This window comes from Fictibacillus halophilus (assembly GCF_042680145.1).
Classification (GTDB): domain Bacteria; phylum Bacillota; class Bacilli; order Bacillales; family Fictibacillaceae; genus Fictibacillus; species Fictibacillus halophilus_A.
This window is the reverse complement of record NZ_JBHTNQ010000001.1, coordinates 624,119-648,976: the sequence shown is the minus strand read 5'-3', so window position 1 is coordinate 648,976 and position 24,858 is coordinate 624,119. Positions and strand designations below refer to the sequence as shown.

General features: G+C 35.7%; 18 protein-coding genes. 2 read left to right on the top strand and 16 right to left on the bottom strand.

The genetic code is table 11. The features are described from left to right. Positions 1-125 precede the first annotated feature (125 nt). The 9 genes from ACFQ4X_RS03335 to ACFQ4X_RS03295 all read right to left on the bottom strand — a co-directional run bounded on the left by ACFQ4X_RS03335 (position 126) and on the right by ACFQ4X_RS03295 (position 8,371). A complete protein-coding gene (locus ACFQ4X_RS03335; protein ID WP_379833143.1) occupies positions 126-620 on the bottom strand; it encodes a DinB family protein in 495 nt (164 codons plus the stop codon). Between the two features lie 57 nt (positions 621-677). Further along, positions 678-1,259 (bottom strand): MEDS domain-containing protein, encoded by a 582-nt coding sequence (locus ACFQ4X_RS03330; protein ID WP_379833142.1) that lies wholly within the window; start codon positions 1,257-1,259, stop codon positions 678-680. Between the two features lie 137 nt (positions 1,260-1,396). Beyond that, positions 1,397-1,993: a flavin reductase family protein gene (locus ACFQ4X_RS03325; RefSeq protein ID WP_379833141.1), complete on the bottom strand. Its 597-nt coding sequence runs from the start codon at positions 1,991-1,993 to the stop codon at positions 1,397-1,399. Next, positions 1,983-3,245: an MFS transporter gene (locus ACFQ4X_RS03320; protein WP_379833140.1), complete on the bottom strand. Its 1,263-nt coding sequence runs from the start codon at positions 3,243-3,245 to the stop codon at positions 1,983-1,985. The genes ACFQ4X_RS03325 and ACFQ4X_RS03320 overlap by 11 nt, the downstream gene beginning before the upstream one ends. A 30-nt stretch (positions 3,246-3,275) precedes the next feature. Then, entirely contained in the window at positions 3,276-4,784 is a 1,509-nt protein-coding gene (locus tag ACFQ4X_RS03315; protein WP_379833139.1) for a sodium:solute symporter family protein, read from the bottom strand. Next, the gene (locus ACFQ4X_RS03310; RefSeq protein ID WP_066287847.1) at positions 4,777-5,043 is read right to left on the bottom strand and encodes a hypothetical protein; all 267 of its coding nucleotides are present in this window, start codon (positions 5,041-5,043) and stop codon (positions 4,777-4,779) included. The genes ACFQ4X_RS03315 and ACFQ4X_RS03310 overlap by 8 nt, the downstream gene beginning before the upstream one ends. A 62-nt stretch (positions 5,044-5,105) precedes the next feature. Then, the gene (gene leuD, locus ACFQ4X_RS03305) at positions 5,106-5,729 is read right to left on the bottom strand and encodes a 3-isopropylmalate dehydratase small subunit (protein WP_379837016.1); all 624 of its coding nucleotides are present in this window, start codon (positions 5,727-5,729) and stop codon (positions 5,106-5,108) included. After that, positions 5,729-7,153, bottom strand: a complete 1,425-nt coding sequence (gene leuC / locus ACFQ4X_RS03300; RefSeq protein ID WP_379833138.1) for a 3-isopropylmalate dehydratase large subunit — start codon at positions 7,151-7,153, stop codon at positions 5,729-5,731. Before leuC ends, leuD begins: the two co-directional genes overlap by 1 nt. Before the next feature lie 18 nt (positions 7,154-7,171). Beyond that, positions 7,172-8,371, bottom strand: a complete 1,200-nt coding sequence (locus ACFQ4X_RS03295; RefSeq protein WP_379833137.1) for a CaiB/BaiF CoA transferase family protein — start codon at positions 8,369-8,371, stop codon at positions 7,172-7,174. A 218-nt stretch (positions 8,372-8,589) separates the two neighbouring features. Here ACFQ4X_RS03295 and ACFQ4X_RS03290 point away from each other — a divergent pair, with 218 nt between their 5' ends. Continuing rightward, complete coding sequence (locus tag ACFQ4X_RS03290) at positions 8,590-9,264, top strand: GntR family transcriptional regulator (protein WP_379833136.1); 675 nt, start codon at positions 8,590-8,592, stop codon at positions 9,262-9,264. Further along, entirely contained in the window at positions 9,257-10,138 is an 882-nt protein-coding gene (locus ACFQ4X_RS03285; protein WP_379833135.1) for a hydroxymethylglutaryl-CoA lyase, read from the top strand. Before ACFQ4X_RS03290 ends, ACFQ4X_RS03285 begins: the two co-directional genes overlap by 8 nt. 330 nt (positions 10,139-10,468) lie before the next feature. Here the strand turns inward: ACFQ4X_RS03285 and ACFQ4X_RS03280 are convergent, their stop codons facing one another. From ACFQ4X_RS03280 to ACFQ4X_RS03250, 7 genes are all read right to left on the bottom strand, one after another. Further along, complete coding sequence (locus ACFQ4X_RS03280) at positions 10,469-11,272, bottom strand: hypothetical protein (protein ID WP_379833134.1); 804 nt, start codon at positions 11,270-11,272, stop codon at positions 10,469-10,471. A 16-nt stretch (positions 11,273-11,288) separates the two neighbouring features. Next, positions 11,289-14,708, bottom strand: coding sequence for a hypothetical protein (locus ACFQ4X_RS03275; protein WP_379833133.1), 3,420 nt, complete (start codon positions 14,706-14,708; stop codon positions 11,289-11,291). After that, complete coding sequence (locus ACFQ4X_RS03270; protein WP_379833132.1) at positions 14,705-15,583, bottom strand: DUF4007 family protein; 879 nt, start codon at positions 15,581-15,583, stop codon at positions 14,705-14,707. The genes ACFQ4X_RS03275 and ACFQ4X_RS03270 overlap by 4 nt, the downstream gene beginning before the upstream one ends. Before the next feature lie 94 nt (positions 15,584-15,677). Next, positions 15,678-20,792: an FtsK/SpoIIIE domain-containing protein gene (locus ACFQ4X_RS03265; RefSeq protein WP_379833131.1), complete on the bottom strand. Its 5,115-nt coding sequence runs from the start codon at positions 20,790-20,792 to the stop codon at positions 15,678-15,680. Continuing rightward, positions 20,789-22,333 (bottom strand): hypothetical protein, encoded by a 1,545-nt coding sequence (locus tag ACFQ4X_RS03260; protein ID WP_379833130.1) that lies wholly within the window; start codon positions 22,331-22,333, stop codon positions 20,789-20,791. Before ACFQ4X_RS03260 ends, ACFQ4X_RS03265 begins: the two co-directional genes overlap by 4 nt. 12 nt (positions 22,334-22,345) lie before the next feature. Next, positions 22,346-24,031, bottom strand: a complete 1,686-nt coding sequence (locus ACFQ4X_RS03255; RefSeq protein ID WP_379833129.1) for a hypothetical protein — start codon at positions 24,029-24,031, stop codon at positions 22,346-22,348. 203 nt (positions 24,032-24,234) lie between these two features. Then, positions 24,235-24,849: a PH domain-containing protein gene (locus tag ACFQ4X_RS03250; protein WP_379833128.1), complete on the bottom strand. Its 615-nt coding sequence runs from the start codon at positions 24,847-24,849 to the stop codon at positions 24,235-24,237. Positions 24,850-24,858: the final 9 nt, after the last annotated feature.

Below are 24,858 nucleotides of genomic sequence, written 5' to 3'. Positions count from 1 at the left end.
AAAATCATTTATTCCATAAAAAAAGCATTTCTCCTTCTTGAAGAAATGCAGTCGAATATTGAATAAGAATTACCCCGATTAGATGGCTGTTTGTAAAGCTATATTCTTTTTCAGCCTAGTATCTTTTACTTTTGTACAACTTGAATTTCAGGTTCAATGAGGTCCGTCTCTGGCGGGATATACCCGAGTTGCCGGCCTATCTTTACAATTTGTCCTTTGTGATGAAATTCGTGAGTTGTTGTATGCGTATAAAGCCATAGTGCAGTGAATTCTGCGCTAGCACCACTCCTAAAGGTTACTTGAATGGACTCATTCCAGTTTCCTTTAAATCTATTCAGAAACTCATGAATCAGAGCATCTGTTTCTTTAAAAAGTTCACGCATTTCTTGCACGGTGCGAACAGATTCTGGCGTTATTTCGGCAAGTGGTTTTCCAAGCGCACGATCCCCAAGCCATCCTCGGTAGCAATTTACTACATGAACATGCAGGCTGCGAACAGAATCTCCGCCAAAGCTATCTAGCTCTTTCACATAATCCTCAGGGGACATCGTTTCACAATAACGAAATAATATTTCCCTTGAACGTTGAATCCAATCATACTGACTTACGAATACATCCATCTTCCCGCTCTCCTTTTTAAAATGGAATAATCATGATGATTCTCGTGGTGTATGATTTTATACACATTGCACCGGTCTCAATTCCTTAGAGATACAAAGCAAATCCTCGTCGGTCATATAGTACCGGTGACAGCTCAACAATGTCTGTCTCAAGTGCGGAGGTACACGCCTTTCATCATAGGCACAAACCGAAGTCGTCCCGAACTCAATGACCGTCTTATCTACTTCCTTTTCATACTCACCGACGTAATACGTGATTTGTTCCTGATTCGCCCATTCCACATGAGCCCACGTTCGAATGGAAACTTTTTGATTTATGAAGGGTTCAACAAACTTTTTAAAGTAAGAGATGATTGTAGCGGAATTAAAATCCCCTTTAAAACAATAGAAATCAAAATTGTTCACGCGATGAACTTTCTCAAAATCTTCGTTTTTCAGTTCGTTCCGCAGCTGTCTTTCAATCATTGGATAAACTCTGTCGTTCTCGATTACGATGACATGATCTCCTTGTTCGATCCCCGCGATGATATAGGAGACGGTGTTTTGAATATAGAATTCTTCACTCTGATATTCATAAAAGATATGACCGCCATTTGATTGCTGTAACTTTTTCGTCTGTTCCGTAATCTTTTCCCGCAATGCTGCAACCTCCTATTCAACTTATTTTCTTTAAGTATAGTGGATTTTAATAGAATAATATAGTTACGATGTTAATCACTTAACAGTTTTAACATAAAAAAAGCTTAAAGAGGTTTTTTCCCCTTTAAGCTTGATTTTTATCTAGGCAACGAAAAGAATTTCGTACTCTCGCTATAGTTCCCTGCAAATCTTCCGAGCGGCTGCAATTTTTCTAGATCTACTTTATAATTACCAAGATAATAGTCGTCATTGATATGATATCGAACCATTCTTCCAATCACCAAGTGATCGCTGCCCAGCTGAATGACCTGCTCTAACTGACACTCCATCTGGATCGGCGCTTCTTTAACGCGCTTTGGTTTTACAATCGTGCTGTCCAATGTTGTGAGTCCTGCTGCTTCAAATTCATCCACGTCACTCGGGAGGTTCTCAGATGTTTTCTGCATCTCATTCCCCAAGGATGACGGGACCACATTGATAACGAACTCTTTTTGATTCCGTATGTTTACGAGTGTATCTTTTTCCGTTCCTTCTCTTTCTCCCACTCCAGGTCCAATCGATATACAAAGCATAGGAGGGTTTCTCGAGGCTACGTTAAAAAAGCTGAACGGTGCCAGGTTGACCACTCCCTCTATTGAAATGGTCGATACCCAGGCGATCGGTCTTGGCACGACTGAGCCAATCAATAGTTTGTATACATCCTTTTCTGACAGCTCTTTCGGATCAAATTGCACGTTCACTCACCCTCGCTTTTCTCTTTTTATTAACACTTAACAAAACTAGTAGAATCGCAAAAACGATACATAACATTCCTGTGATAAAAAACCAGCCTGATGTGTAGCTGCCGTTCAAATCCACCATAAAGCCGAAGACAGGCGGAGCGGCAATGACCCCAAGTGACCCGATCGTAATGCTTAACCCACTCGAAATCCCGGCTTGTTCAGGCGGAACGAGTTCACTCGCCAGGTTCATCCAGATGCCGTTGAACCCGGAAACCGCAAACCCAAAGACTGCGATGATCGGAACAAGCAATCCAAACGGCGTATGTTCAGGCAACAATGCCAAGGTACTGCTCGACAGTGCAGAAATAATGACGATCACTATGACAATAATCACACGTTCCCCGTAAAAAATTCTGTCACTGATCACACCCCACGCGACCCTTCCAAACGAACCGCATGCTTCTGATATTACGAGCAATAAACCCGACAAAAACAGCGATATTCCCATTTTCTCGTAAGCAAAGAGCACGAGATACGTGTTCAGGCACATCTGCGCTCCGTTCAGTCCGAGTGCACTTAGACTTACAAGCAAGAGAGGTTTGTTCTGAATCATTTTCCACATCGATTTATAAAAAAAAGACAGCCGCTGATCACTTCTCCCTTGTGGTGCGGACTCTGAATCGCGGTATTGAAAAAAAGATATAACTCCGATCAGAATCAAGAGCAAGGCTGCGCCGATTACAGCTGTCCGCCAGCCATAAGATACTGCGATAGGCAGCAGGATCACGGCCGATAATGCAGATCCGAGCGTGACGCCCATCTGTTTGATTCCCATCGCAGTGCCTCGCTGTGTTTGAGTGAACCAATAGATGATTCCTCTGTTCGATACCGGGTGCATGGCTCCATATCCAACCCCGCCGATGACCACGAATATGAGCATCGACCAGAAATGTGTAAAAAAGGTCGAGAACATGAACCCAACCCCTAAACACAAGGACAGAGCAAGAAGTAGTTTCCGGGATCCGAGCCGGTCCACTAAGAAACCCGCCGGGATGGAAGCCAATGCCTGTCCTAAAAAGAGACCCGCCGGAAGCATGCCGATTTGAGCTTTAGTCAGCGACAGATCTGCTCCAATCAAAACCCCAAGCGGGACAAGTCCGCGTCCTACAAAGGCAACCAATATTTGAACAATCAAGAGCCAGATCAGCATCTGCCAATGCGGCTCAAGACGACTACGCTTAACGCTCAAACTCAAATTTGCCATGTCAGCTTCAACTCTTTTTTATCTATTGTATTATGCTTCAAGCTCCAGTACTGCAAGTTCGTCCTTCTTCAATGATTTTTCAGCAGAGACCGTAACTAGCATCGAGCCAACAATACAAACGGCAAAGTTTATCGTAAGCCCGATCACTCCGCCATGGATGCCGAACACCGTCTTATAGCCGGTTAACGTTAACAACCCTGCTACGATAGCACCTATAAGCATTCCCCAGAACACAGGTTTTGCGGCAAGACGTTTCCAGTAGAGACCGAGAACAAACGCAGGGAATACTTGCACTAAGAGCTCAAACTTTAACACAAAAATCTGATATAGAGTTCCTGGAGGATTCCATGCAATCATTAAAAGGAAGAAGATCGCGATGATGCCACCGATTTTCCCTACCATTACTTTCTTGTGTTCAGTAGCTCCTGGATTTACAAACTTACCGTATACATCGTTTGATAACATCGATGAAAAACTCAGCAGCACAGAGTCTGCCGTAGAGATAATCGCCGCAACGATTCCACCGAAGAAGATGATCATCATCCAATAATAAAATCCATTAATCGCAGCGATTTTATTCGCCATCAACCCTACTAACTGTTCAGAGCCGGCTGTATCCAATCCCGGGAAAAGCATGATTCCGATGATCCCGACAACAAACACAAGACCCGTTGTGATCGGCGGCATCCACGCCATACGAGCGAAAGACTTCTTTAACGTTCTTTCACTTTCAGCAGAATAGATACGCTGAACCGCATGCGGATAGATAGAAGCCCCGAGCCCGACAAGCACGAGCATACTGAACCAGTTCACCGACACTTCCATCGCCGGTACACCGAGTTTTGCAGGTTCATTATCTGCAATGTATCTCGTTACTTCAGCAAAATTCCCTCCAACCAAGTACAGAGCACCCGCCAAGAATACGAAGATTCCAATCATTAGGACAATACCTTGCATAACGTCCGTGAACGCAACGGCTTTCATACCACCCATCCACTCATAGGCAAGCATGACGAGAACGAAAACGACAACCGCAATCTCATAAGGAATAGTACCGCCTGTCATTCCGGCAACAGCTTGCCCGATCGCGACCAGCTGTTCCAATAGATAGTTTCCTAGACCCCAAAGCATCAAGAAGATACTAAGCAACGTTACCGCCTTCGATTTAAAACGAAACTCCAGCCAATCGGTCGGCGTTACAAAGTTCCGGCGCTTTGACACTACATAAAGTCTTGGTGCAAACAAGAGATAGATTCCGATGATGATCGTCATAAACGAGATCGACTGCAGCCACGAGAATCCTGTCCGATAACCAGTCGGTGCATAACCGACGATCGTGTTTCCGCTGTACTGAGTCGCATAGAGGGTGAAGAACAGTGCGATAAAACCTAGATTTCGTCCTGCTAAATAATAGCCTGATAGACTATGATGAAGGTCCGTATCTCCTTTACCAGAATAATACCCAATTACAAGCATCACTATCGCGAACACACTCAAGATGATAATGCCGTCCATGCCGGCAAAAACTAAGTTATCCATGCTTCACATCCTCCTTTCTCTTAGCGTTTTCCTCTTCCTCCTCAACGATGTTCCATTGAGAGATACAGAGCCAACTTAGATAAGCTCCCATGATGAGTGTGAAAAAAGTAGAGATAAATGCCCAGAGCGGGAACCCAAAGACAAAAGGTTCAACTGCCCCCTTCGGAAAATACCAGGGAACGATCAATACAACGTTGATAAACAACAGAATCCAAATCCATTTTTTACGGATGGGTTCTTTTACTGACTTGGTTTTCATATCATATCCTCCTTAAAAAAAATAAGTTCTATGGAGCTGATAATCTATGATGCACTACAGCCTTAGATGGAAGCCTTTTCATTTTTTTCTATTGTGTAATAAATGCGGTGCTGTTCTTCAAAACTCTTAATCTTATCCTGAAATTCCAATGTTGAACCGATCTCATCGAGACCCTTTTGAAGGAGCCGTTTCCGATATGGCGTAACCTCGAAATACGCTTCAAAACCATGTGAATCTATCACTCTTTGACTCTCTAGATCAACGGATAACTGGTATCCTCGCTTCTCATTCGTTCGCTGAAACAATTCATCCAAATCCTGCTCTGATAGAACAATGGGCAGGATCCCATTCTTAAAACAGTTGTTATAAAAGATGTCTGCGAATGATGGGGCGATGATCACCCGAAAACCATAGTCAGATAGAGCCCATGGTGCATGTTCACGAGACGAGCCGCATCCAAAGTTCTTTCGCGCGAGCAGAACAGACGCTCCTTGATAACGGTCCTCGTTCAGAATAAAATCTTGTCTTTCATTTCCGTTTTCAAATCGCCAGTCATAGAACAGAAACTGCCCGTAGCCTGTTCGCTCGGTTCGTTTTAGAAACTGCTTCGGAATGATGGCGTCCGTATCGACGTTATCCACATCAAGCGGTACAGCCGTTCCGGTAAATGAAGTAAAAGGTTCCATCAAGAGCCCACCTCCTCACGTTCTTTTGTCACCCAATTTCTTACATCCACAAAATGTCCTTTGATCGCTGCAGCAGCTGCCATCTCCGGACTCACCAGATGTGTACGTGCTCCTTTTCCTTGTCTGCCTTCAAAGTTTCGGTTTGAAGTTGAAGCACATCGCTCCCCTTCAAGCACGATATCCTCGTTCATCCCAAGGCACATGCTACATCCTGATTCACGCCAATCAAAACCAGCTTTAATAAAAACTTGATCCAGACCTTCTTCCTCAGCCTGACGTTTTACAGTCTGTGAACCTGGAACGACGAGTGCATGTACGGAATCCGCCACTCTGTAACCACTTACGATTTTAGCCGCTTTTCTGAGGTCTTCAATCCGGCTGTTCGTACACGACCCGATGAATACTTTATCTAGTTTTATTGAGTCAAACGGCGTTCCTGATTCCAGTCCCATATACTGAAGAGCTTTCTCTGCGGCTTTTCTTTGGCTGATCGGCAAATCTTCTGGTGATGGCACGACATCTGTGATTCCGGCACCTTGACCAGGATTCGTTCCCCACGTCACTTGCGGCACCACTTCACTAGCATCATATTCAACGGTTTGGTCAAAAACGGCATCATAATCTGTGTACAATAACCGCCATTCTGATAAGGCTTCTTCCCACAGTTCTCCTTTTGGAGCGTACTGTTTATCCTTTAAATAGTGAAACGTAACGTCATCAGGCTGAATCAATCCGGCGCGTCCACCCATCTCGATCGACATGTTGCAGACCGTCATTCTCTCTTCCATCGTTAAGTTTTGGATGACTTCTCCTCTGTATTCGATCACGTGACCTGTCGCAAAATCGTGGCCGTACTTTCCGATGATAGAAAGAATTAAATCTTTAGCCGATGTTCCTTTTGGGAGCTCACCCGTAATGTTGATCGTGAGTGTCTTCGCCTTATCCTGCTTTAGAGTCTGTGTCGCTAAAACGTGTTCCACTTCACTCGTTCCGATTCCAAAAGCGAGTGCTCCAAACGCGCCATGTGTTGACGTATGACTGTCTCCGCATACAATCGTCTGACCGGGCTGTGTGATGCCAAGTTCAGGTGCGATCACATGGACGATTCCTTGGTTCTCGCTCTCGAGGTCAAACAGCTGGATCCCAAACTCCCTGCAGTTTTCTTCTAAGGTCTTCACCTGTTTCTTCGCCACTTCATCACGAAACGGAAGTGAACGGTCTGTTGTAGGAATGCTATGGTCCATCGTCGCAAGTGTGCGATCTGGGCGACTGACTACTCGGTTGTTCATCCGCAGTCCTTCAAATGCCTGCGGTGACGTTACTTCATGAATGAGGTGAAGATCGATATACAGAATGGATGGCTGATCTTCTCCTTGGTAGACCATATGCATGTCGTAAATTTTATCGTAAAGTGTCTTCCCCACGTTCTTCCCACCTCCGATTTAGATAACGCTCGCTTCTTTTAACCTCTCTACTTCCTCTTCACTGTATCCAAGCCAATTTCTATACACTTCATCGTTATGCTTGCCCATCACTTCAGGACCAACGTGGTTCACTTTCCCTGGTGTACGGCTAAGCTTCGGTACAATACCCGGCATCGGGAACTCACCTAACTCCGGATGCTCGACATTCACGATCATCTCGCGTTCTTGATAATGTGGATCTTCTAGGATTTCTTTTGCCGTATAGATGAGTCCGGATGGTACACCTTTTTCATCTAAAATTTCTAGTGCGTCTTTCGCATCGAGCGATTTCGTCCAATCCTCGATCAGCATATCAAGCACTTTCATGTTCTCGCCTCTAGCGTGATGTGTAGAGAATCTTGGGTCATCCGCAAGATACGACTGACCCATTGCTTCACATAATCGGCGGAACACACCGTCTGCATTTGCCCCGATCACGATATATGTCTTGTCCTTCGTAAAATAGATGTTCGATGGTGCGACACCCGGCAGGATGTTCCCCATACGTTCCCTGATATAGCCGGCAAACATATAATCCGGAATCAAACTTTCCATGACCGAAAAGACCGATTCATAGAGCGCCGTATCTACGACTTGCCCCACTCCAGAACGCTCTCTTTCATGCAGTGCGACTAAACAGCCGACCGTTGAAAAAAGTGCTGCAAGCGTATCACCAATTGACACTCCGATTCGTGACGGCGGACGGTCTGGAAAACCAGTGACATTCCGAAGGCCCCCCATCGCTTCCCCGACACTTCCGAAACCAGCGCGATGTTTATAAGGTCCCGTCTGTCCATATCCGGAGGTCCGGACCATGATGAGCTTCGGATTGATGGCAGATAACTCTTCATAGGAAAGGTTCCACTTCTCCATCGTTCCCGGACGAAAGTTCTCGATGATCACGTCCGCGTCTTTCACCATCTCTTTTAAGATGTTCTGACCTTCTTCTACTCTCAAGTTCAGTGTGATGGACTTTTTATTACGCGACTGAATCGGCCACCATAGTCCAACACCGTCTTTTGATTGTCCCCAGTTTCTCATCGGATCTGATTTACCCGGCGGCTCCACCTTGATCACTTCTGCCCCAAAGTCCGCTAACAGCCTCCCGGAAAAAGGACCGGCCAAAAGGGTTCCCAGCTCAATGACACGAATATCACCTAAAGGAAGTTGATCGGACATGTTATCCCTCCGTTTGTCTTATTTTTAGAAGAATCATAATTTTCTTAATCTTTATACCAAATTAACGCTTTGTATACAAAAGGTCAATGGGTAATTTTAATTTTATTTTAAAAACGTTCTTTAAACGTTGATTTTACGTCATTTATATTATATATTGTCAGAAAATTATTGCAACTTATCTTCCGTTTGTATACAATACGAGTTAAGGAGTGGTTTATATGGATGCCTATAAATATATAAAAGAAGCCATCATACACGGAAAATACGAGCCTGGGATGAGGCTTGGAGAGGAGTCTCTTGCGAAGGAACTAAAGCTGAGCCGGACACCGATACGTGAAGCCATCAAGCAGCTCGAGTCAGAAGGTCTTGTTACTCCGCTTAAACGCGGCGTAAGTGTTCGCCATTTCACACGGGAAGATATTCAGCAAATCTATGATCTTCGTACTCTATTAGAAGGTTACGCAGCGAGTCAGGCTGCACTTCATCGTACAGACGAGGATATCGAAAAGATGAAAGAAGCAAATGACCGTTATGAAGAAGCGATCAATCGTTATAAGGAAGCAGACTTAAATTCGATTAAAGAGATCGTGAACTTCAACCAGCAGTTTCACGAAGCTATTATTTCTGCATGTAACAACCCACATATCTACTTTCATCTATCAAAGGTAGTTGTCGTACCCCTCGTGTTCCGTTCATTCTATTGGTACAACGAGTTTGAGCTGAAGCGTTCTTTAGAAGTTCATAAAACGATCCTTTCGGCGATTCAGAATCAGGATTCCGAACGTGCACGTGTCGCCATGACCGAGCACATCTATCAAGGCCGTGATCAAGTACTTGCCCATCTGGAGGAAATCAAAAAAATTCATGTGTTGAAGGAGGATACTCATGATTGAAATCTGTGAAGTCGGACCGCGCGACGGGCTGCAGAACGAACCAAAGCTGGTCTCCACGGAAACGAAGGTTGAACTCATTAACAAGCTCATCGACTCAGGTATACGAATCATTGAAGCCGTATCATTCGTGAACAAAAAAGTCGTTCCACAGATGGCGGATGCCGAAGAAGTGATGCGTCTTGTTCCGAACCGAGACGATGTGCGTTATGCAGGACTTGTTCTTAGCCGATCAGGTCTTGAACGCGCGTTACATACTGACGTCGATTTCCTACATGTCGTCACCACGACTAGTGACTCTTTTAATCTACGAAACGCAAAACGAACAGTGGATCAGGCAGTTGAGGAACTGACGAAGGTCATTGAGGAAGGTGCCGCTTCAAAAGGAGTTGCCGGGGTTCTCGGAACAGCATTCGGATGTCCGTTTGAAGGAGAAGTTCCACTCAATAAAGTGTTGAAAGTTGCGGAATCTTTCTTAAAAGCTGGGTGTACCGAAATCAAACTTGCAGACACGACCGGAATGGCCAATCCCCTACAGGTGCAGAACGTAGTATTAGCTTTTCAGAAACAATTCGGCAAAGACCTGACACTCGGACTTCACTTCCACAACACACGTGGACTTGGCCTAGCCAATATCCTCGCTGGCTATCAAGCAGGTGTTACTCGTTTCGATTCATCAATCGGTGGATTAGGCGGCTGCCCATTTGCCCCAAAAGCCGTAGGTAATGTATGTACAGAAGATATGGTTAATATGTTTAAAGGAATGACTGCGGAAACAGGAGCAGATCTTGAGAGACTTATTGAAGCAGCAAAGTGGTTAGAGAGAAATATGGAACGGTCGTTGGATGGGATGTTGATGAAGGCAGGGATTGCATAAATTTATTGTATATAGCTTCAGAATTTAACCCCTGAAAGATATCAATCAACGGAGGCTATTCACATGAGAAAACCAGTATGTTGTATTAGATGCGGAATCAAACTTCATCCAACTGATTGGGAACTCCTAAAGTATAATAATCCAATGCCTATTTGTGATGAGTGTGACATTAAATATTCGACTGAAAACAATACATTAAAAATCATAATAGATCATTAAACGAAGAGGTTTTAAACTAAATGACTTAGCAGTTGAAATAGTAAAGGTCTGAGAGTTTATAATCTCAGACCTCTACTATTTAATAAGTCCAAATGTTCATGGTACACCGTTTTAAGAAAATGAACAAACACATGGAACTGTATCATCAACTTGTTTTAAGAAGTTATGAACACCTTCACGTTCCATTTTCATTCGATATTCTTTTAAAGTATAAGGTTTACCGTCTTTTTTTAGGATAGAAACATTCTTTTCAAAATGTTTTCTAAAGTTTTCTTCCATTTCTTCCTGTTTAGCATATTGGTCTGGCCATACATGATACAATTGTGCATAATGCTGAAATCCACCCCTAACACATCTACCGGCACAATTGGCATGTGAGAAGCCTAAATCGTACATCCTTGGAAGTTTGATACCCCAATCTTCCTCTATGATTCTTTTAACATTCATATCTTCTTTAAATGTTTCGATCATCGGAAATCTAGTTTCAACCGGCTCGATCGGAAAATGTTCGTAAAAGGATCGAAGATTATCTGAACGATGTGTCTCATGTGGTCCTATACCAAAGTATAAGATTGGTTCAAGACCACGTTCATTCCTCAGTTCATCTTCAATAAATATCATCGTTTGTTTTACTTTTAGTTCTTCGGAGCATTTTGCAAGTCTAGAATTTCCCAAAAAACGAATATCATAAAAAACTTCTTCTGGAGTTCGTCCATCTATTCTTTCAGTAATATCAATTCCTATATAATCCGCAACTTCATACATGAATCTATAATTATCTTCATCTTCCCAAAGAGTATTGGTAAAGAACAAGATACAGTTCTCTTTTCCATGTGCTTGTACCATTTGATAGGCTACATATGCACTGGACGCTCCCCCACTAAACATAGCGACATGGACAGGTTTTCTTTCCATCTAAACTGTCCCCTTTCTATTTTATAAACTCGTTTACTAACTTAAAAACAATGATCTCTACTTCTTCTTTTGAAACTGTTCTCCCAGCATTTTTAATAATACGGTTTACATTTTGATAAATCAGCTCAGACTTATGTGTCAACTGAACATTATTTATAATTTTTGTCTGATCACCAATTTTAATTTCAATACTGTTTTCATTATTTGATTCCGACAACTTATCATGCCAATATTTAATTTGAGATATAAACATCTCGAAGGTAGTGTCAGACCAATCTTTTCTTTCAACACCTACTACATTGAAAGACAATTCGTCAATCCATTCGTGACTCTTTGAGTTTAATATTGTTACTATTAAGTTGTTATTTTTTTTCGCTTCTTCACTCTGGTCCCAAGCCCAGTTCCAAAGTTCTTCATAATTTTTTGTACCAGAAAGTTTAAATAATTCATTTTTAATGAATTGTTCCTGGCGTGAATAATAATTTTCAATCTCTGTTTTAATAGATTTGAGATCAAATGCATCTTCATTAAATAAACGTTTTAAAGAGTCAAGTGATTTTTGAGGATCAACCTCTAGATATCTAATAATTTCTTTTAACTTAACAGCATGTTCATTCATATTCAATGTAATTTGCGCTACTCTAGGTAGAGATCTAAGCCAACTTAAAAGTACATGTTGTAAATATAGTGGATGATAAATAGAGATATCTTCTTGATTATCATTGAATAATTTATTTATATCATGTAATAGTGAATAATATTTTTCTTTAATTTCGAAGTAGCGGTATTCAAACTCAGTTTCTTCTTCAATCATACTATAAAGAAACTCACCATTAACTTCTGAGATATACATTCCGTTTCGGTAAAAAAGAATTTTATTCCAGTGCTCTTTTAGTAATGTTACTAGAAGGATAGGAATCAATGGTTTTCTAATACCAAATGGCTGTTCAGTAAAAATTTTTGTTATTTCTTGTAATGTTCCTTGATTGTTCTTTGAAATTACATTTATTAGTTCTTCTTTAAGTTTTGAAATATGTTTGTTCTGAATATTAGATAAATCGTTGATCTCAATTCCATTATTCTTTAAAAGTGTTGCATAAATCAAATAATCAGGTCCATTTCCCTCTATATCGAAACTACTTCCAGTACGATGATTGATAATGTAATCTACGACTTTAATTGCAGCCTTTTTCTGTACAGTTGTTATATTCCTTCTATTAAATGCATCATTTCTAACTTCCGGTGTATATGGATAGATCTTTGACATTAACTCTGATAAGAGATTTTCTAGAACAATTTTATTTTTAATTAATACTTTCTTATTATCGAATATCCATGTAATCTCATTTTTAAACGAACTATAGTTTAAGAGAATTTCATTAATTTCAAATTCAATATCTTCTAATGATAATAATAATTCTTTTCGTAAATCAGGATCTTCTTGCAAAAAGAATTTATCTTCTAAAAGATTGTTTACTATTGTATATCTTCTCAATGAAGGTTCTATGAGTTGATAATTGAATGAAGGTATCGCAAATATAACATCCTTATCATTCCAGTTTAATAGCTCATCTATTAAGTCTTGTTTATTAGTATTATTATCTAATAAAACGTTAATTAAGATTGAGTCTGCATTGTTCACCTTTTTTAACTGCTCCGTATCCACTATACCTTCTATTAAACTAGAAGCATAAATAGGTAACACGGAACAGAATCGTGTCATACTTTTTTGATAGTTATACTCATTCGCTAAGTAATATTTTGGCGTAATAAATTTCTGAATTAAGTCAAGCTGTTTTGCTTTAGATAAACTTAATTCTCTATCTTTCTCTTCTATAATTTCATCCACATTTACCGAACTACCATTAAAAAGTTCCCAATAACCATAAATTCTATTATATCGAACCGCTTTTAAATCTCTTAATTGGTTCAATTGAGAGTTTAATAACAAATTATAATCGAGTGCAAAAGATATAAATTCATCAGTTAATTTAAATTTTGCTTGAAGCCCACTAATATTCCACAGGGCTATAAATTTTATAAGTTGTACCTCTAGACTGTCTTCGTCAAAAGGTAGTTTTTGTATTACTTTTCTGTAAATTTTCAGCTCTTCTGGTATATTATCCATTGAAGAAGAACTAAAAAAGTAATCAAAAAGCTTATATGGCAAATATATACCATTGTCATTTTTAATATGGTCAACCAGACCACCAGCTTCATTACTTTCTAAAAATGTAAATAGAGTTCTTTCATTTTGAGCAAAAATATTAGACAAAACTGGCAACATATAAATTGTAACAGGATGCAGAGGATAGGAACCATCTACAACTATATTTTCAACCTCAACATTATTTAGCTCAGGGAATAGCGGAAACATTCTCAAGGCTGATAGCATCTGATCTTTATAATTTTTATCAGCTTTTACATGATATTTCTGCCTAAAGCTGCTAATGACTTCATGACTTAATCTTAGAAATGTAGAAGGATCGCTGTTAATACTATAACTTACGAACCTTTTTTCAATTCTTCCAAATTCATCGTTTAATTCCTCATTAAATTTAAAAGAATAATTTCTTAAGTTCTTATGTGTAATTAATAATAAGTGGGCTTGGTTTGAATAACTATTACAAAGTTCTGCTAAATCCTGGATGTCCTGCATCGCTTGGTGAATCTGTTTTTGATCAAGTGATTGTATAAAACGACCAAACTCATCATATATAAAGAAGATTCCTAGTTGTTTTTTGTTTAACTGATCAATAACATATTGAATCTGAGAAATAAAATCTTGATCAATAGTTATGTTAAAACGAGAGCCAGAAGTAAGATCAGGATAAATATCTTTAAACCACTGAATATGTCTATTATTATAACCCTGAACCCCTAAAATGAAATTTTCGAAGGTACCAAATTCTCGCTGGGCTTCTTGTTGAAACATTTTATAAGTTTGAGGATAATCTTCTTTCCATTTATTCACACTATCTAAAATACTTTGAATTACACCAGGAAGTACAACATCCAGCTTATTTTCATTTATTTCTCGTAACAAAGCTTTTATTATAGCTTGTCTAAAACTTCCTTCATTCCCGTTCAATAGAATAGGAATATAGGATGTTTTTAATTTTGAAACTTTTTGAAGACTTTCATGAATTTCATCATTTACTGTAGAGTATTTCTTAAGAAGTAATTTATATGTCTTTTTTTCAATATTCTTGGAAAGTAAAGCACTAAGTAATGTTGCTAAAAATGACTTCCCAGTTCCATATGCTCCTATAACAATATGGGATTTTGAACTCTCCGGATTAATAAAACCATTTAAAACCCCTGAAAAAGCATCGGCATGGGATGGAGTAGGTAAGTAACTTTTTAATAAAACTTGATTATTCTTATCTAATTTAATATTGACACTTGGTTTAAAAAATTGACTTGTAGTAATCATATTAATGCCTCAATCTTTCTTTGAAACTGTTCTTCTAAAAAGTTTATTGCTTTAATATCAGGTACTTGTACTGTATCAAGCTGATTAGTTCTAACGAATTTAATTCCGTTGTGTTTTTCATAAGAAAGTTGTTCGAGTGCTGAGACTATTTGGACTCTGCTAAGATTAAATGTTTTTCCCCATAAACCTTTCGTTTCATAGATTTGATCCACGGTAAGAGAATCAATCTCTTTACTTGAACAATAATCTAGAAGGACAAACATTAAAGCAATAAGTCCTACTTCTTCATATGTAGGTGAATATTTCATTATAATATTCTTTTTTTCTTTTATTAAATTGATTTTACTTAAAGGACTTTGTATAACTTCTTCTGGATCCACTGAATTTAGCCCAGCAGTATATAATTTAATTAAGCAGTCAATATCTTTTTTAAGAGAATTTAATGAAACTGTTTTATTTTCATTATGCTCGACCCATTGTTTAAATTGATTAATTAGTTCTTCTTTAGATGTAACGTTTTGTGTATATTCATTAAAAAACCAGTAAAAAACTGTACTAGGTTCTTTTTGTCTTGTTAAAAAGTAGTGAATGAGCGAGGCACTATCATTTAACTGTATAGATTTATCAAACTTATTAAGCATATTACCAAAATCGGTAATGTAATGAGATTTTTGTCTTTCTTTGCTAAATTCTTCTCCTATTACATTTGTTGCAACGGCCCAATACCTTAGAGATTGAACCATATTTTTCCCTAGACCAATCTTTTCGAACGCTTGTTTATCATAAAAAAATCTTTCATCATTACTAATTTCTTTAATAGCTTTTGGTAGCCATCTATCTCTCAAATAAAAACTTTGATGTTGTCCATAACCCATTACTTCTCATCCTTTAATTACTGGTGAAATTCCTCCAGTAGTATTAACGTTGAAAAGAAGGCATCTAGATTCTCACCTAGATGCTGTTCTTTCCTTAATTTTTAAAATAACTCAATAAAGCAGCTTTAACTTTAGGTGTTAGGAAAGGACTCTTTCCTCTTTCAATATTTCCGTATGACACCTTTGCAAGAAAATCTCCTTTTCCTGCCAAACGTTCAGCACCGTCAGAATCAAGAATTACTTGAGAGGCATTTGCATCAGCGGCACGAAGAGCTAACCTTGCCCCTAAATTATTTCTAATATTAGTATTAATAATATCTGCCTTAGGGTTCTGTGTGCATATTATTAAATGGATTCCTGCTGCCCTAGCTTTTTGACCAAGCCTTAATATCGCATTTTCAACGCGTTTAGAAACTTCTTTTTCTTGACTCATAAAGTCAGCAAATTCATCGAATACACAGACAAGTCTTGGTAAAATAACATCTTCAATTTCTTGATATTCCTCAAGGTTAGTTGCTCCCACTTCTGCAAACATCGAATATCGATGTTCCATTTCGTTAATGAGATTCTCTAGAGCAATTACTGACTCATTAATATCTGTAATAACCTTTTGTGTATGTTTTCTATTTTGATATATCGTAAATTCTACCTTTTTAGGATCAATAAATATAAATTCTACATTTTTAGGTTTATATAAACACATTAATCCTAAAATTACTGAATTAAGAGTAACACTTTTACCACTACCAGTAGTTCCACCAGTAAGCAAATGTGGTGTTGTAGAATCAGACAAATCAATATAAATAACTTTGTTTAATGGATCTAAACCAAGCGGAGCAATTAAATTGTTTTCTTTAATTTTATCTTGATGTTGTTTTCTTGTAAGTTTCATAAAATCTTCAAAGTAAATTGTATCAGGTTCTTCTCTTACAATATCAATATTAATTCCCTTACTATTAATAAAGATATGCGGTTCATTATTTAAACCTAACCAAAGTTGAATATCATTTCCACGAGAAGTAATTTTCTTTGCAGATACATCACTTGGAATTCCAATAATCATTCTTATAACGCTTGAACCAACAATTATTTCTTTAACCTTTATTGAAATACCATTCTTATTAAAATTTCGAATAAGTAAATTTTGGTATTGGTTCTTGATTTCAAAATAGTCATTAGTAGTAATCTTCTTACTAACATCTAGATCTTTTAATGCAATAATTTCAGGATAATGAATTTTAGAATCTTTACTTGGCTGTTTATCTTCAGAAATTGTTTTTTCTGTTACTTGCTCTTCCTTAACAGTTTCTTTGTTATTATGTTTTTCTTCTGAATAACCTTCATTTGATCCTGTCACTTCGGTACCTGTGCCTTGTTCTATTTCCTCCTTGTTGACATTTCTACTTTCATCAGTCCCATAATCAGATGGATCTTCAGCTGTTATTTTTAAAATTATTTCTTCATTTTTCAATTGTTCTTCCAAACTAGTAACATCGTTAAGTTCCTCATAAGATGGTTGCTGACTCTCATGAGCACCTAGTTCTTTCAAGATATAATATCGGTTAAATAAATTTGTTGTATATTCTTCATCAACTTCTTGAAACATTCCATCTTTAACTTTCTCAAAACTATATTCAGATAAATTAGATGTGTAGCAATATACATCTACACTAGCTTTAAATTCTACATTAATATCTTTTGTATTTGTATACTGAAGTTTTGTTAATACATCAGCCTCTTCAGTCGAGTAAGAATCTTTTTCAATAAAGTAATGTAGTAATTCTTCTTTCCAGAAAGCTGAATCGGTTTTTAATTTAGAGAAATTAAATATACTCTCATAAAGTTGTTTTCCTGCTTGAATTTGCTTCAAGCTATCTGCTCTTTCACGGTCAAAAATTCTATGATTTATAAACTTTAACTCTTTCAACTCAAAAGTAATATTAATTTTTCCTGAATCATTAATTTTGATTGTAGTTAATACTAGATCTGGTCTTCTTTTATTGTTAGCAAACCATGGGAGTTCATCACAAATTGACCAGACCGATAATCCCTTATCTTCTTTTTTATTGTTTTTGATCGAAAGATAAGTAGCCATCATCTCATGTGCATACTTACCCGGACCAATAACTTTTAAGACAAGCGCTCCTGAAATTTCTTTTACTAAATTTACAGACTCAACTACTTTTTCATTCGATATATCTTCATTTTTTAATATTTCTTTTAGTTTTCTAGTTAACCTATCATAGTAAGCATAATCATTAACTTTCGAACTTAATTTTCTAACATACTGGGATGATGACAATATTAATTTATAATTTTTATTAACACCTGCTTTGGATTTGTATTGAATAATCTGAGCTTTGGAAGATGCTTTTTGTAATAGCGATTTATCTAAAAATCTGTCCATTATCATGATCCAGTTAAAGTTATCATGCATAAAATCTATTAGTGTATTATCAGAAAAATTTGTTATAGCAATTTTGTTTTTAAGCACATAAAGTTCATTTTGATCAGGCATAGTACTGCTTTGTATAATATATTGTAATTGATAAAAATCTTGCTGAACTTTTGGTAAATGTTCGCTTACAAATGGAATCCTTTTTATAGCCTCTTTGTCTAACAAAGGTTCTTTAAATGGTTTTACAAACCAATCATCTTTCAACACAGGAGAAATTTTGTCAAATCCATACTTAATTTGATTGCTATGACCAAAGTAATCAGTTAATACTACTAAGTCAGCATCAATCATATGTTGCTTTATATGATTAGAAATATCAGATATTTTATCTCCGGAAATTACTTTCAATTCTACGATAGGAAATTTCCCTTGATCCGCAGGCTTTATGAACTCTTCACGCTGAGCTATCCATTTGTTTAACTTCTGATGTAAAGTAGCTGCTTGTGTACTATGAACACTAATTTTTAACTTTGTGATCCCTTTCAAATTTTTATTAAGTGTTTCTATTGAGCTAATCACAACATCTGCGCTTTGACAGTACAAAAACAATAAATCTAAACCATCTTTTGCGTACGGATATACCTCTAGATAATTTTTCGAAACCTTCAGCAGTTCTTCTGAAAATTCTTTAGCCAAATGATCCTGATTTTTTACTGGGGCAGTATTTAATGTAAAGAATCCCTCCCCCATCCGTTCGCTAACTTCAATTAAAAACGATTCGTCCCCATCACTAGTAAAATACCTAGGAGCTAAATACATTGTTTGTTCTGCTGCATACTCTAAGTATTCATTAAGTTTCAATATTTCTAAATCATTTGCTACAGCCTTCGAGATCCAAGTTTGAATTTGTTCATTAATTTTAATAAATCGATGTAAATAGCTTAATAAACGTATGGGGTTTAACACAGTAATTATTCTTTCTTCGGAATATCCTGGTTCATTAATTTTACAATTTAGAGTATCAATAGCCCCCATAATATTTAGGGATCTATAAATTTCTTTAGAAACTGAAACAGATTGATAGATATTTTTCGTATAAGTTTCAACGCGTTCTTCAAGACTTTTTACAGAAACTGAGAATATTCCATTTGCATTTAATCCGTTTAATAAGCGAATGTAATAATCTGAAAATTCATTTAGATTATTAATAGCAACTTTCATTTCCTCATTCTTCGCAGCAATATATAAATCTGCATTTTCACTTATATATTTATTTGTATCTAGCACTTCTACTTCGTTTTCCAAATAGTTTTTTATATAAGGAATCTTACCTTCATCAACAAATTGGATTAACTGGTACAAGTTATTATCATTGAAATTTAGAAGCTTTACTTTATTCTGTTTTTGAAATTTATCCCCGATAAATAAACTTAGTCCTAAAGTAATCTCATTTTCTTTACACGTTTCATCACAAACAGATGGAACTGATTCATTTTCAAAGGTGAAATCAGGTAATACTTTATCTATATTTAGTAAGTATATTTCAATTAGTTTTTTTACTCTCGTACTAATTTTTTTACTTAATAGACTAATTGTAAAGTTTACGTTTTCTTCATTTATCGAATCCATATGTTCTTCAATTAAGTTAAAAGATTCATTTAATAGTGCATGTGATAAGTCTTCATATTCTGAAGGATGTCTTAACTTGTCAACAACTCGATTTATACTCTTAATAATACCAGGGGTCTTATCCAGAACTGCAGAAAATTCATCAATAAATTCTTGGATTTTTTCTGGATCTTCTTTATTTTCAAGTGCTTCTATTCCCTGGTCCACTTGCCTTTTTTCTTCCTTATTTAACTCTTCTATTGCAAATATATCTTTAACTTTAGTTACTAAGTCTTTATCTTTTTCTTTAAACTTAAAGAGATAATCAACAAATTCATATTCATAATTTAATAATTTTTTTGATTTATGATTCAAAAATTCAATTGCATCATTTCTAAAATCTTTAACATCAATATCTTCCAAGTAATCATTTTGACTATCTTCTGAATCTAAAAAACTATACACTTTATCTAGCAATTTCTCTGTATCCATTGTAGATGAAGCAGTTTGTAAGTTGGATAAAAAGAAATTATTTTTAATTCTAGGATAACTTGAATCGCTTAAAATCAGGTGTGAATCCTTAAATAGATTTAGTTCAGGAAGATGTTTTTGAATCCTTTGAACTATTGAAGGAAGTTGATCATTTTCTTCATTTAAAATAGCAGCTATAAAATTAACTAAATCCAATAACTGTGGTTCATTAATTTTATTGAATAAATTAAAGAATGTTTTAATATCGTCAATTTCCTCAGCTGCAAGCTTGAAATTACTAGAAAGAATCGAATATAAATTAGTTAACCCTTCTTTTGATATCAGATAAGACTCGTCTATTGAATACAAATTTTCTAGACTTTGGGCTTCAGGGGTATTCTCATTAATAATTAATACTAAAGCTTCACCAAATCCTGTGTTATTTCTTAGCCAAGTGCTAGTTTCACTTTCTCTGTAACTAAAATCTTCAAAACCTTGAATTGGAGTTATGGTTCTTATAGTTGGTTTATAGTAATTGGCTAATTCTAGCGATGAATCTTTAATTTCTTTTAAAATAGAAATTACTTGGTCTTCAGTAAAACCAGAAACCTTAATAAATATTTTTTCTGTATTAACATTCTTTTGTTCTCTGAAGTGACTTATAAATATTCTTTTTATCCACTTTGCAATGAGCCCATTATTTGTTGTAATACTTTCATTTTTTGTAATCATGCAAGCACCTCTTCTTCAATGCTTTCAAAAGGATTATGGATCATGGCTGTAGCATCGGAGTATTCAATGAGAAGTCCATTTTGTTTTAATTTCTCCCGTAAGTAATTCTCATTCTTTTGGAAATAGCTAATGTTCAATCTAGATTTTGAATAAATACCACTTTCTTTAGCTTGTTTTTCTCCAATAACAAAACCATACTCCTTATACAGCAACTCAATAAACTCACTAAATTCCATTTCTTGTTTAGGATAAATGTTACAAAAAACTATGGTTTTTAAGAAATCATCAGACATAAAATAACGATATTTTGACCCTGTTCGGTATCCTCCGATTCCACCATCACGTACAATTCCCCTTACAATACTTAATTGGTGTTTTTTCAATTGATCTCCAACAACTTCCTTAACAACCACAAAAAGTTTGGATGAAACATCATCAATATTTTTACAGCTTTCTAACGTTTTCAATATTCTTTTCTTTCTGGCTTGCTGCAATGATTTCAATCCAATAACACTTAAGAATTCGTTTGGATTTTCTTTCCAAAAGGAAAGATTTCCCTCAATGTCACCTAGAGACTTGTAAAATAGGTTGTCAAATTCAACTTCAAACTTTTCTTTAACGTTTAACTCATTTTTTATAAAACTTTCTGAAGAAAGTTTTTGAATTTGTTTAGACTGACCATCCATACTATCTATAAAAAATAACGATCGTCCATTCATTTCCACTCTTTGTTGCATATATCTAAGTAATTGAAAACAAATTAAGCTTGTTAACAGTTTAAACATTTCATAAATATCAATATTAAGATTTAATAAATTATTTATTTCTCTAGCAAACTTAGGAAATAAATAATGATCACTTACTGGTAATTGTGGATATTCCCTTGTTTCATGATATTTTAATGGAGCTGGCTCAGTTTCTTTTTCATCAGCATCTAAAGCATTAGTAAATAATTTAGTAATACTATTAATTGATTTGTTTTTTTGTAACAATAATCTCATCTTAGTCTCTATTTTTTCTTTTAGCAGTACTTCATTTTGAGTTCCATATGCAAGCATTAGAAAGTATAATTCCCCACCTCTTGCAAAGAAATTCCTCTCAAAACTAATTGAGTTTTTATTCTTTCTCAACTCGAAAAATAATAATGATTCATGAATTGGATATAATGATTTAGCATACCAAGAACGATTAGCCTCTTTACCTCTACCATCATATAAAGGCACTTCTAAATTTCTAAAAAACTCTCTAACTACATCAATTTTTTCAGGATCTTCCATTAGTGAATAAAGAACTTTTTTTTGATCTACTGTTAATGACACTATATCGTTTTTACTACCTTCTTTATCTCCTTCAAATACAAACTGCCTAAATCCTGCAGTTTTTCTTCTATAATATCCGTTTGAATGTAAGTTATAATTAGTTCCGACTAAAACATTTAAAAATTCCAAAACATATTCAGGGCCTTTTTGTCCATCCATAAACCTGTGCCCCCAAATCGTACTTGCTAAAGTTGCAGAAAAACTTTCAACTCCAGAAGCCATATATATCATCTCCTAAGGAATCATTATTGTATCTTCAATATATAAACCTTTATTTTTATCCAACCGCAATACATTTAACTCATAATCATTTGGTTGACTAATCTGTATAAGTTCATTTTTGAAAGTATCAATCAAAATTTCAACTTCTTGTTGTAAAATGTTCAAAGTTGATCCACCGTTTACTCGCATTAAAAATTCAAATAAGAACAAGTTAAGTGATAACTCTAATTCATCATCAACTATCAATTTGAATACAGAAGATATTCTATCTAAATCCTCTCTTCCAACCTCTTGCTCAAGATTAATCCTTCTATTTTGGAAACTTTCATGTATCAATAAATTTTCACTTGTAGCAATTAATTGAACATTTCTTTGATTTTCAACTAACTTTTTTGAAAAAGCTCTATTTAAACCATTTGTTAGTTCTTTCCTTATTAAGTTTTGCTTTTGTTTATCATCAAATAGCTTTTCATAATCAGAAACATATTCAAAGGGCAGCAAAGCTTTAATATTTATATGTTCTGTATTATCTAATTCAAAAAATAATTTCCTTCTTAATTGAGGTATCCATTTAGTAACAAGTCCATGATCACTTGTTTTATTATGATCCCTGTAAAGCTTCAACTGTTTTAGAAAGTAACCAAATTGCAAGTCAATTGAGTCATTAAATATACTTTTATGATTTTGTTCTAAATCATTATTTCCAGAGATATCTCCATTGATAATAAAGTCATCCACGACGGAATGGGAATAAACTCCTGGATCAATTGATTTAAATATTTTCATAGCTTTCATTTCCGAAAAAGCTTCATGACTAACCCCATGCCCGAAAAAGTTTTGGTAATACACTTTTTTGGTTTGTTCTTCTAATTCTTGATAATCAGCTTTATAAATATCAGCACATGTATATCCACCTGTCAGTACGTAACTATTATGTATTAACATTTCTCTCATAGTTATATGAGTATTTAAATAATCTAAGATACGATACTGATTAACTATCGATTTTTGAACATTTTCTTCGGATGATTTTTTGTGATTATGAAAAATAATACATCTCTTATTTATCGGACATTCCTTACAAACATCCCAATTTTCTTCTTTGTTCCATTCTTTTAGTACTTTTTCTACATAAACAGATGAGGTTACATCTAATAAATTGATAATTGAAAACTGATTATCATTATTTTCATGTGTATGAAACCTAGATTTCACCATTTCTCGTAGTGCTTCTAATTCATCGTATTGACTTAAAAATTTTGAAAGCTTTCCTTCATTGGCTGCTATTAAGTAATAAATTTTTTCTTCATGTCCATTACTAACGTATTGGTTTAAACTATTTAACTCTCTGTATATTATTTCTTCCTTTAACTCTGAAAGATCTTTTACAATTCTCAGAATTCCTTTTGAAAAATTCAAATCTATAATTCCACTCTCTGGCCATTCATTTAATTTTTCTTTACTTAGTGAATTATAAATTTGACGACATAGTCTAGTTTTACCATCTCCGGCATTTCCTGTAAGTATTATACTTTGTGGATTGGTGTTAAAAATACTTTTCAAATATTCTTCTACTTTTGTTTTAATTGTAAATGTGAATTTTTCATTTGCATTTGTGTACTCATCATAAATCTTTGCATGATTAGGTGATAAAACATTAAATTGATCTAAATAGTAAACAAAATCGTTTTTTATCACAATATCTCTCCTCAATTGATTCTATTTCTTATTTTACTATACTTAAAAAATGATTTGGTGATTTTCTTCCTGAATACCCATATAAATTAAATGTGAACCACGAATAACTATTTTTCTCATATTTTATAGTATCAATAAACACCTACCAAAAAAAGTAATATATGAAAAAAACACTTGGAACTTTTCATCCAAGTATTTTTATTTCATATTTGATTTAATATCTTATTCCCAACACGAATCATCTGCTCTTTATCAAAAATTTCATCAAACTCAAGTCGTTTAACACCGTATTGCATGTAGAGACCTTTTTCCAGCATGCCGTCGTTGAACCATTTGATATCTTTGATGGTCTGATATCGAAATTTTTGTTGGAAGCTTAACGACTTATCTACAAACCATACTCGTTTGTTGGTAGCGATTAAATAACCTTTAATTTCTTTTTTACTGCTTTTATCGAACTCACAGAATAAGAAGGTTAATCCTTTTTCATCCGGCTCAAACACATTTCGTATAAGAGATTGAAAGAATGCCTTATTATTTTTCACTTCATTAAATTCGTAAGTCGTGTAAGAGTCATTTACTAGTGACTTTAATAGATTTTCAACTTCTTGTTTTTCTTTTGCTTTCTGTGCCTCAAGATGTCGTTGGCGTTCTTCAGCGGCTTGTTTTCTTTTCATACGCTTTTGTTCTTTCGCAGCTTCTTTATTACTTCGATAAGTTTGAACTTTTTCATTCACTAGGACATTATCTTGCTTCTTAGTCAAAAGCTTTACGAATAAATCTTCTGTTTTGTAACATATCTTTTGATAGATCCCCATCTTACTCTC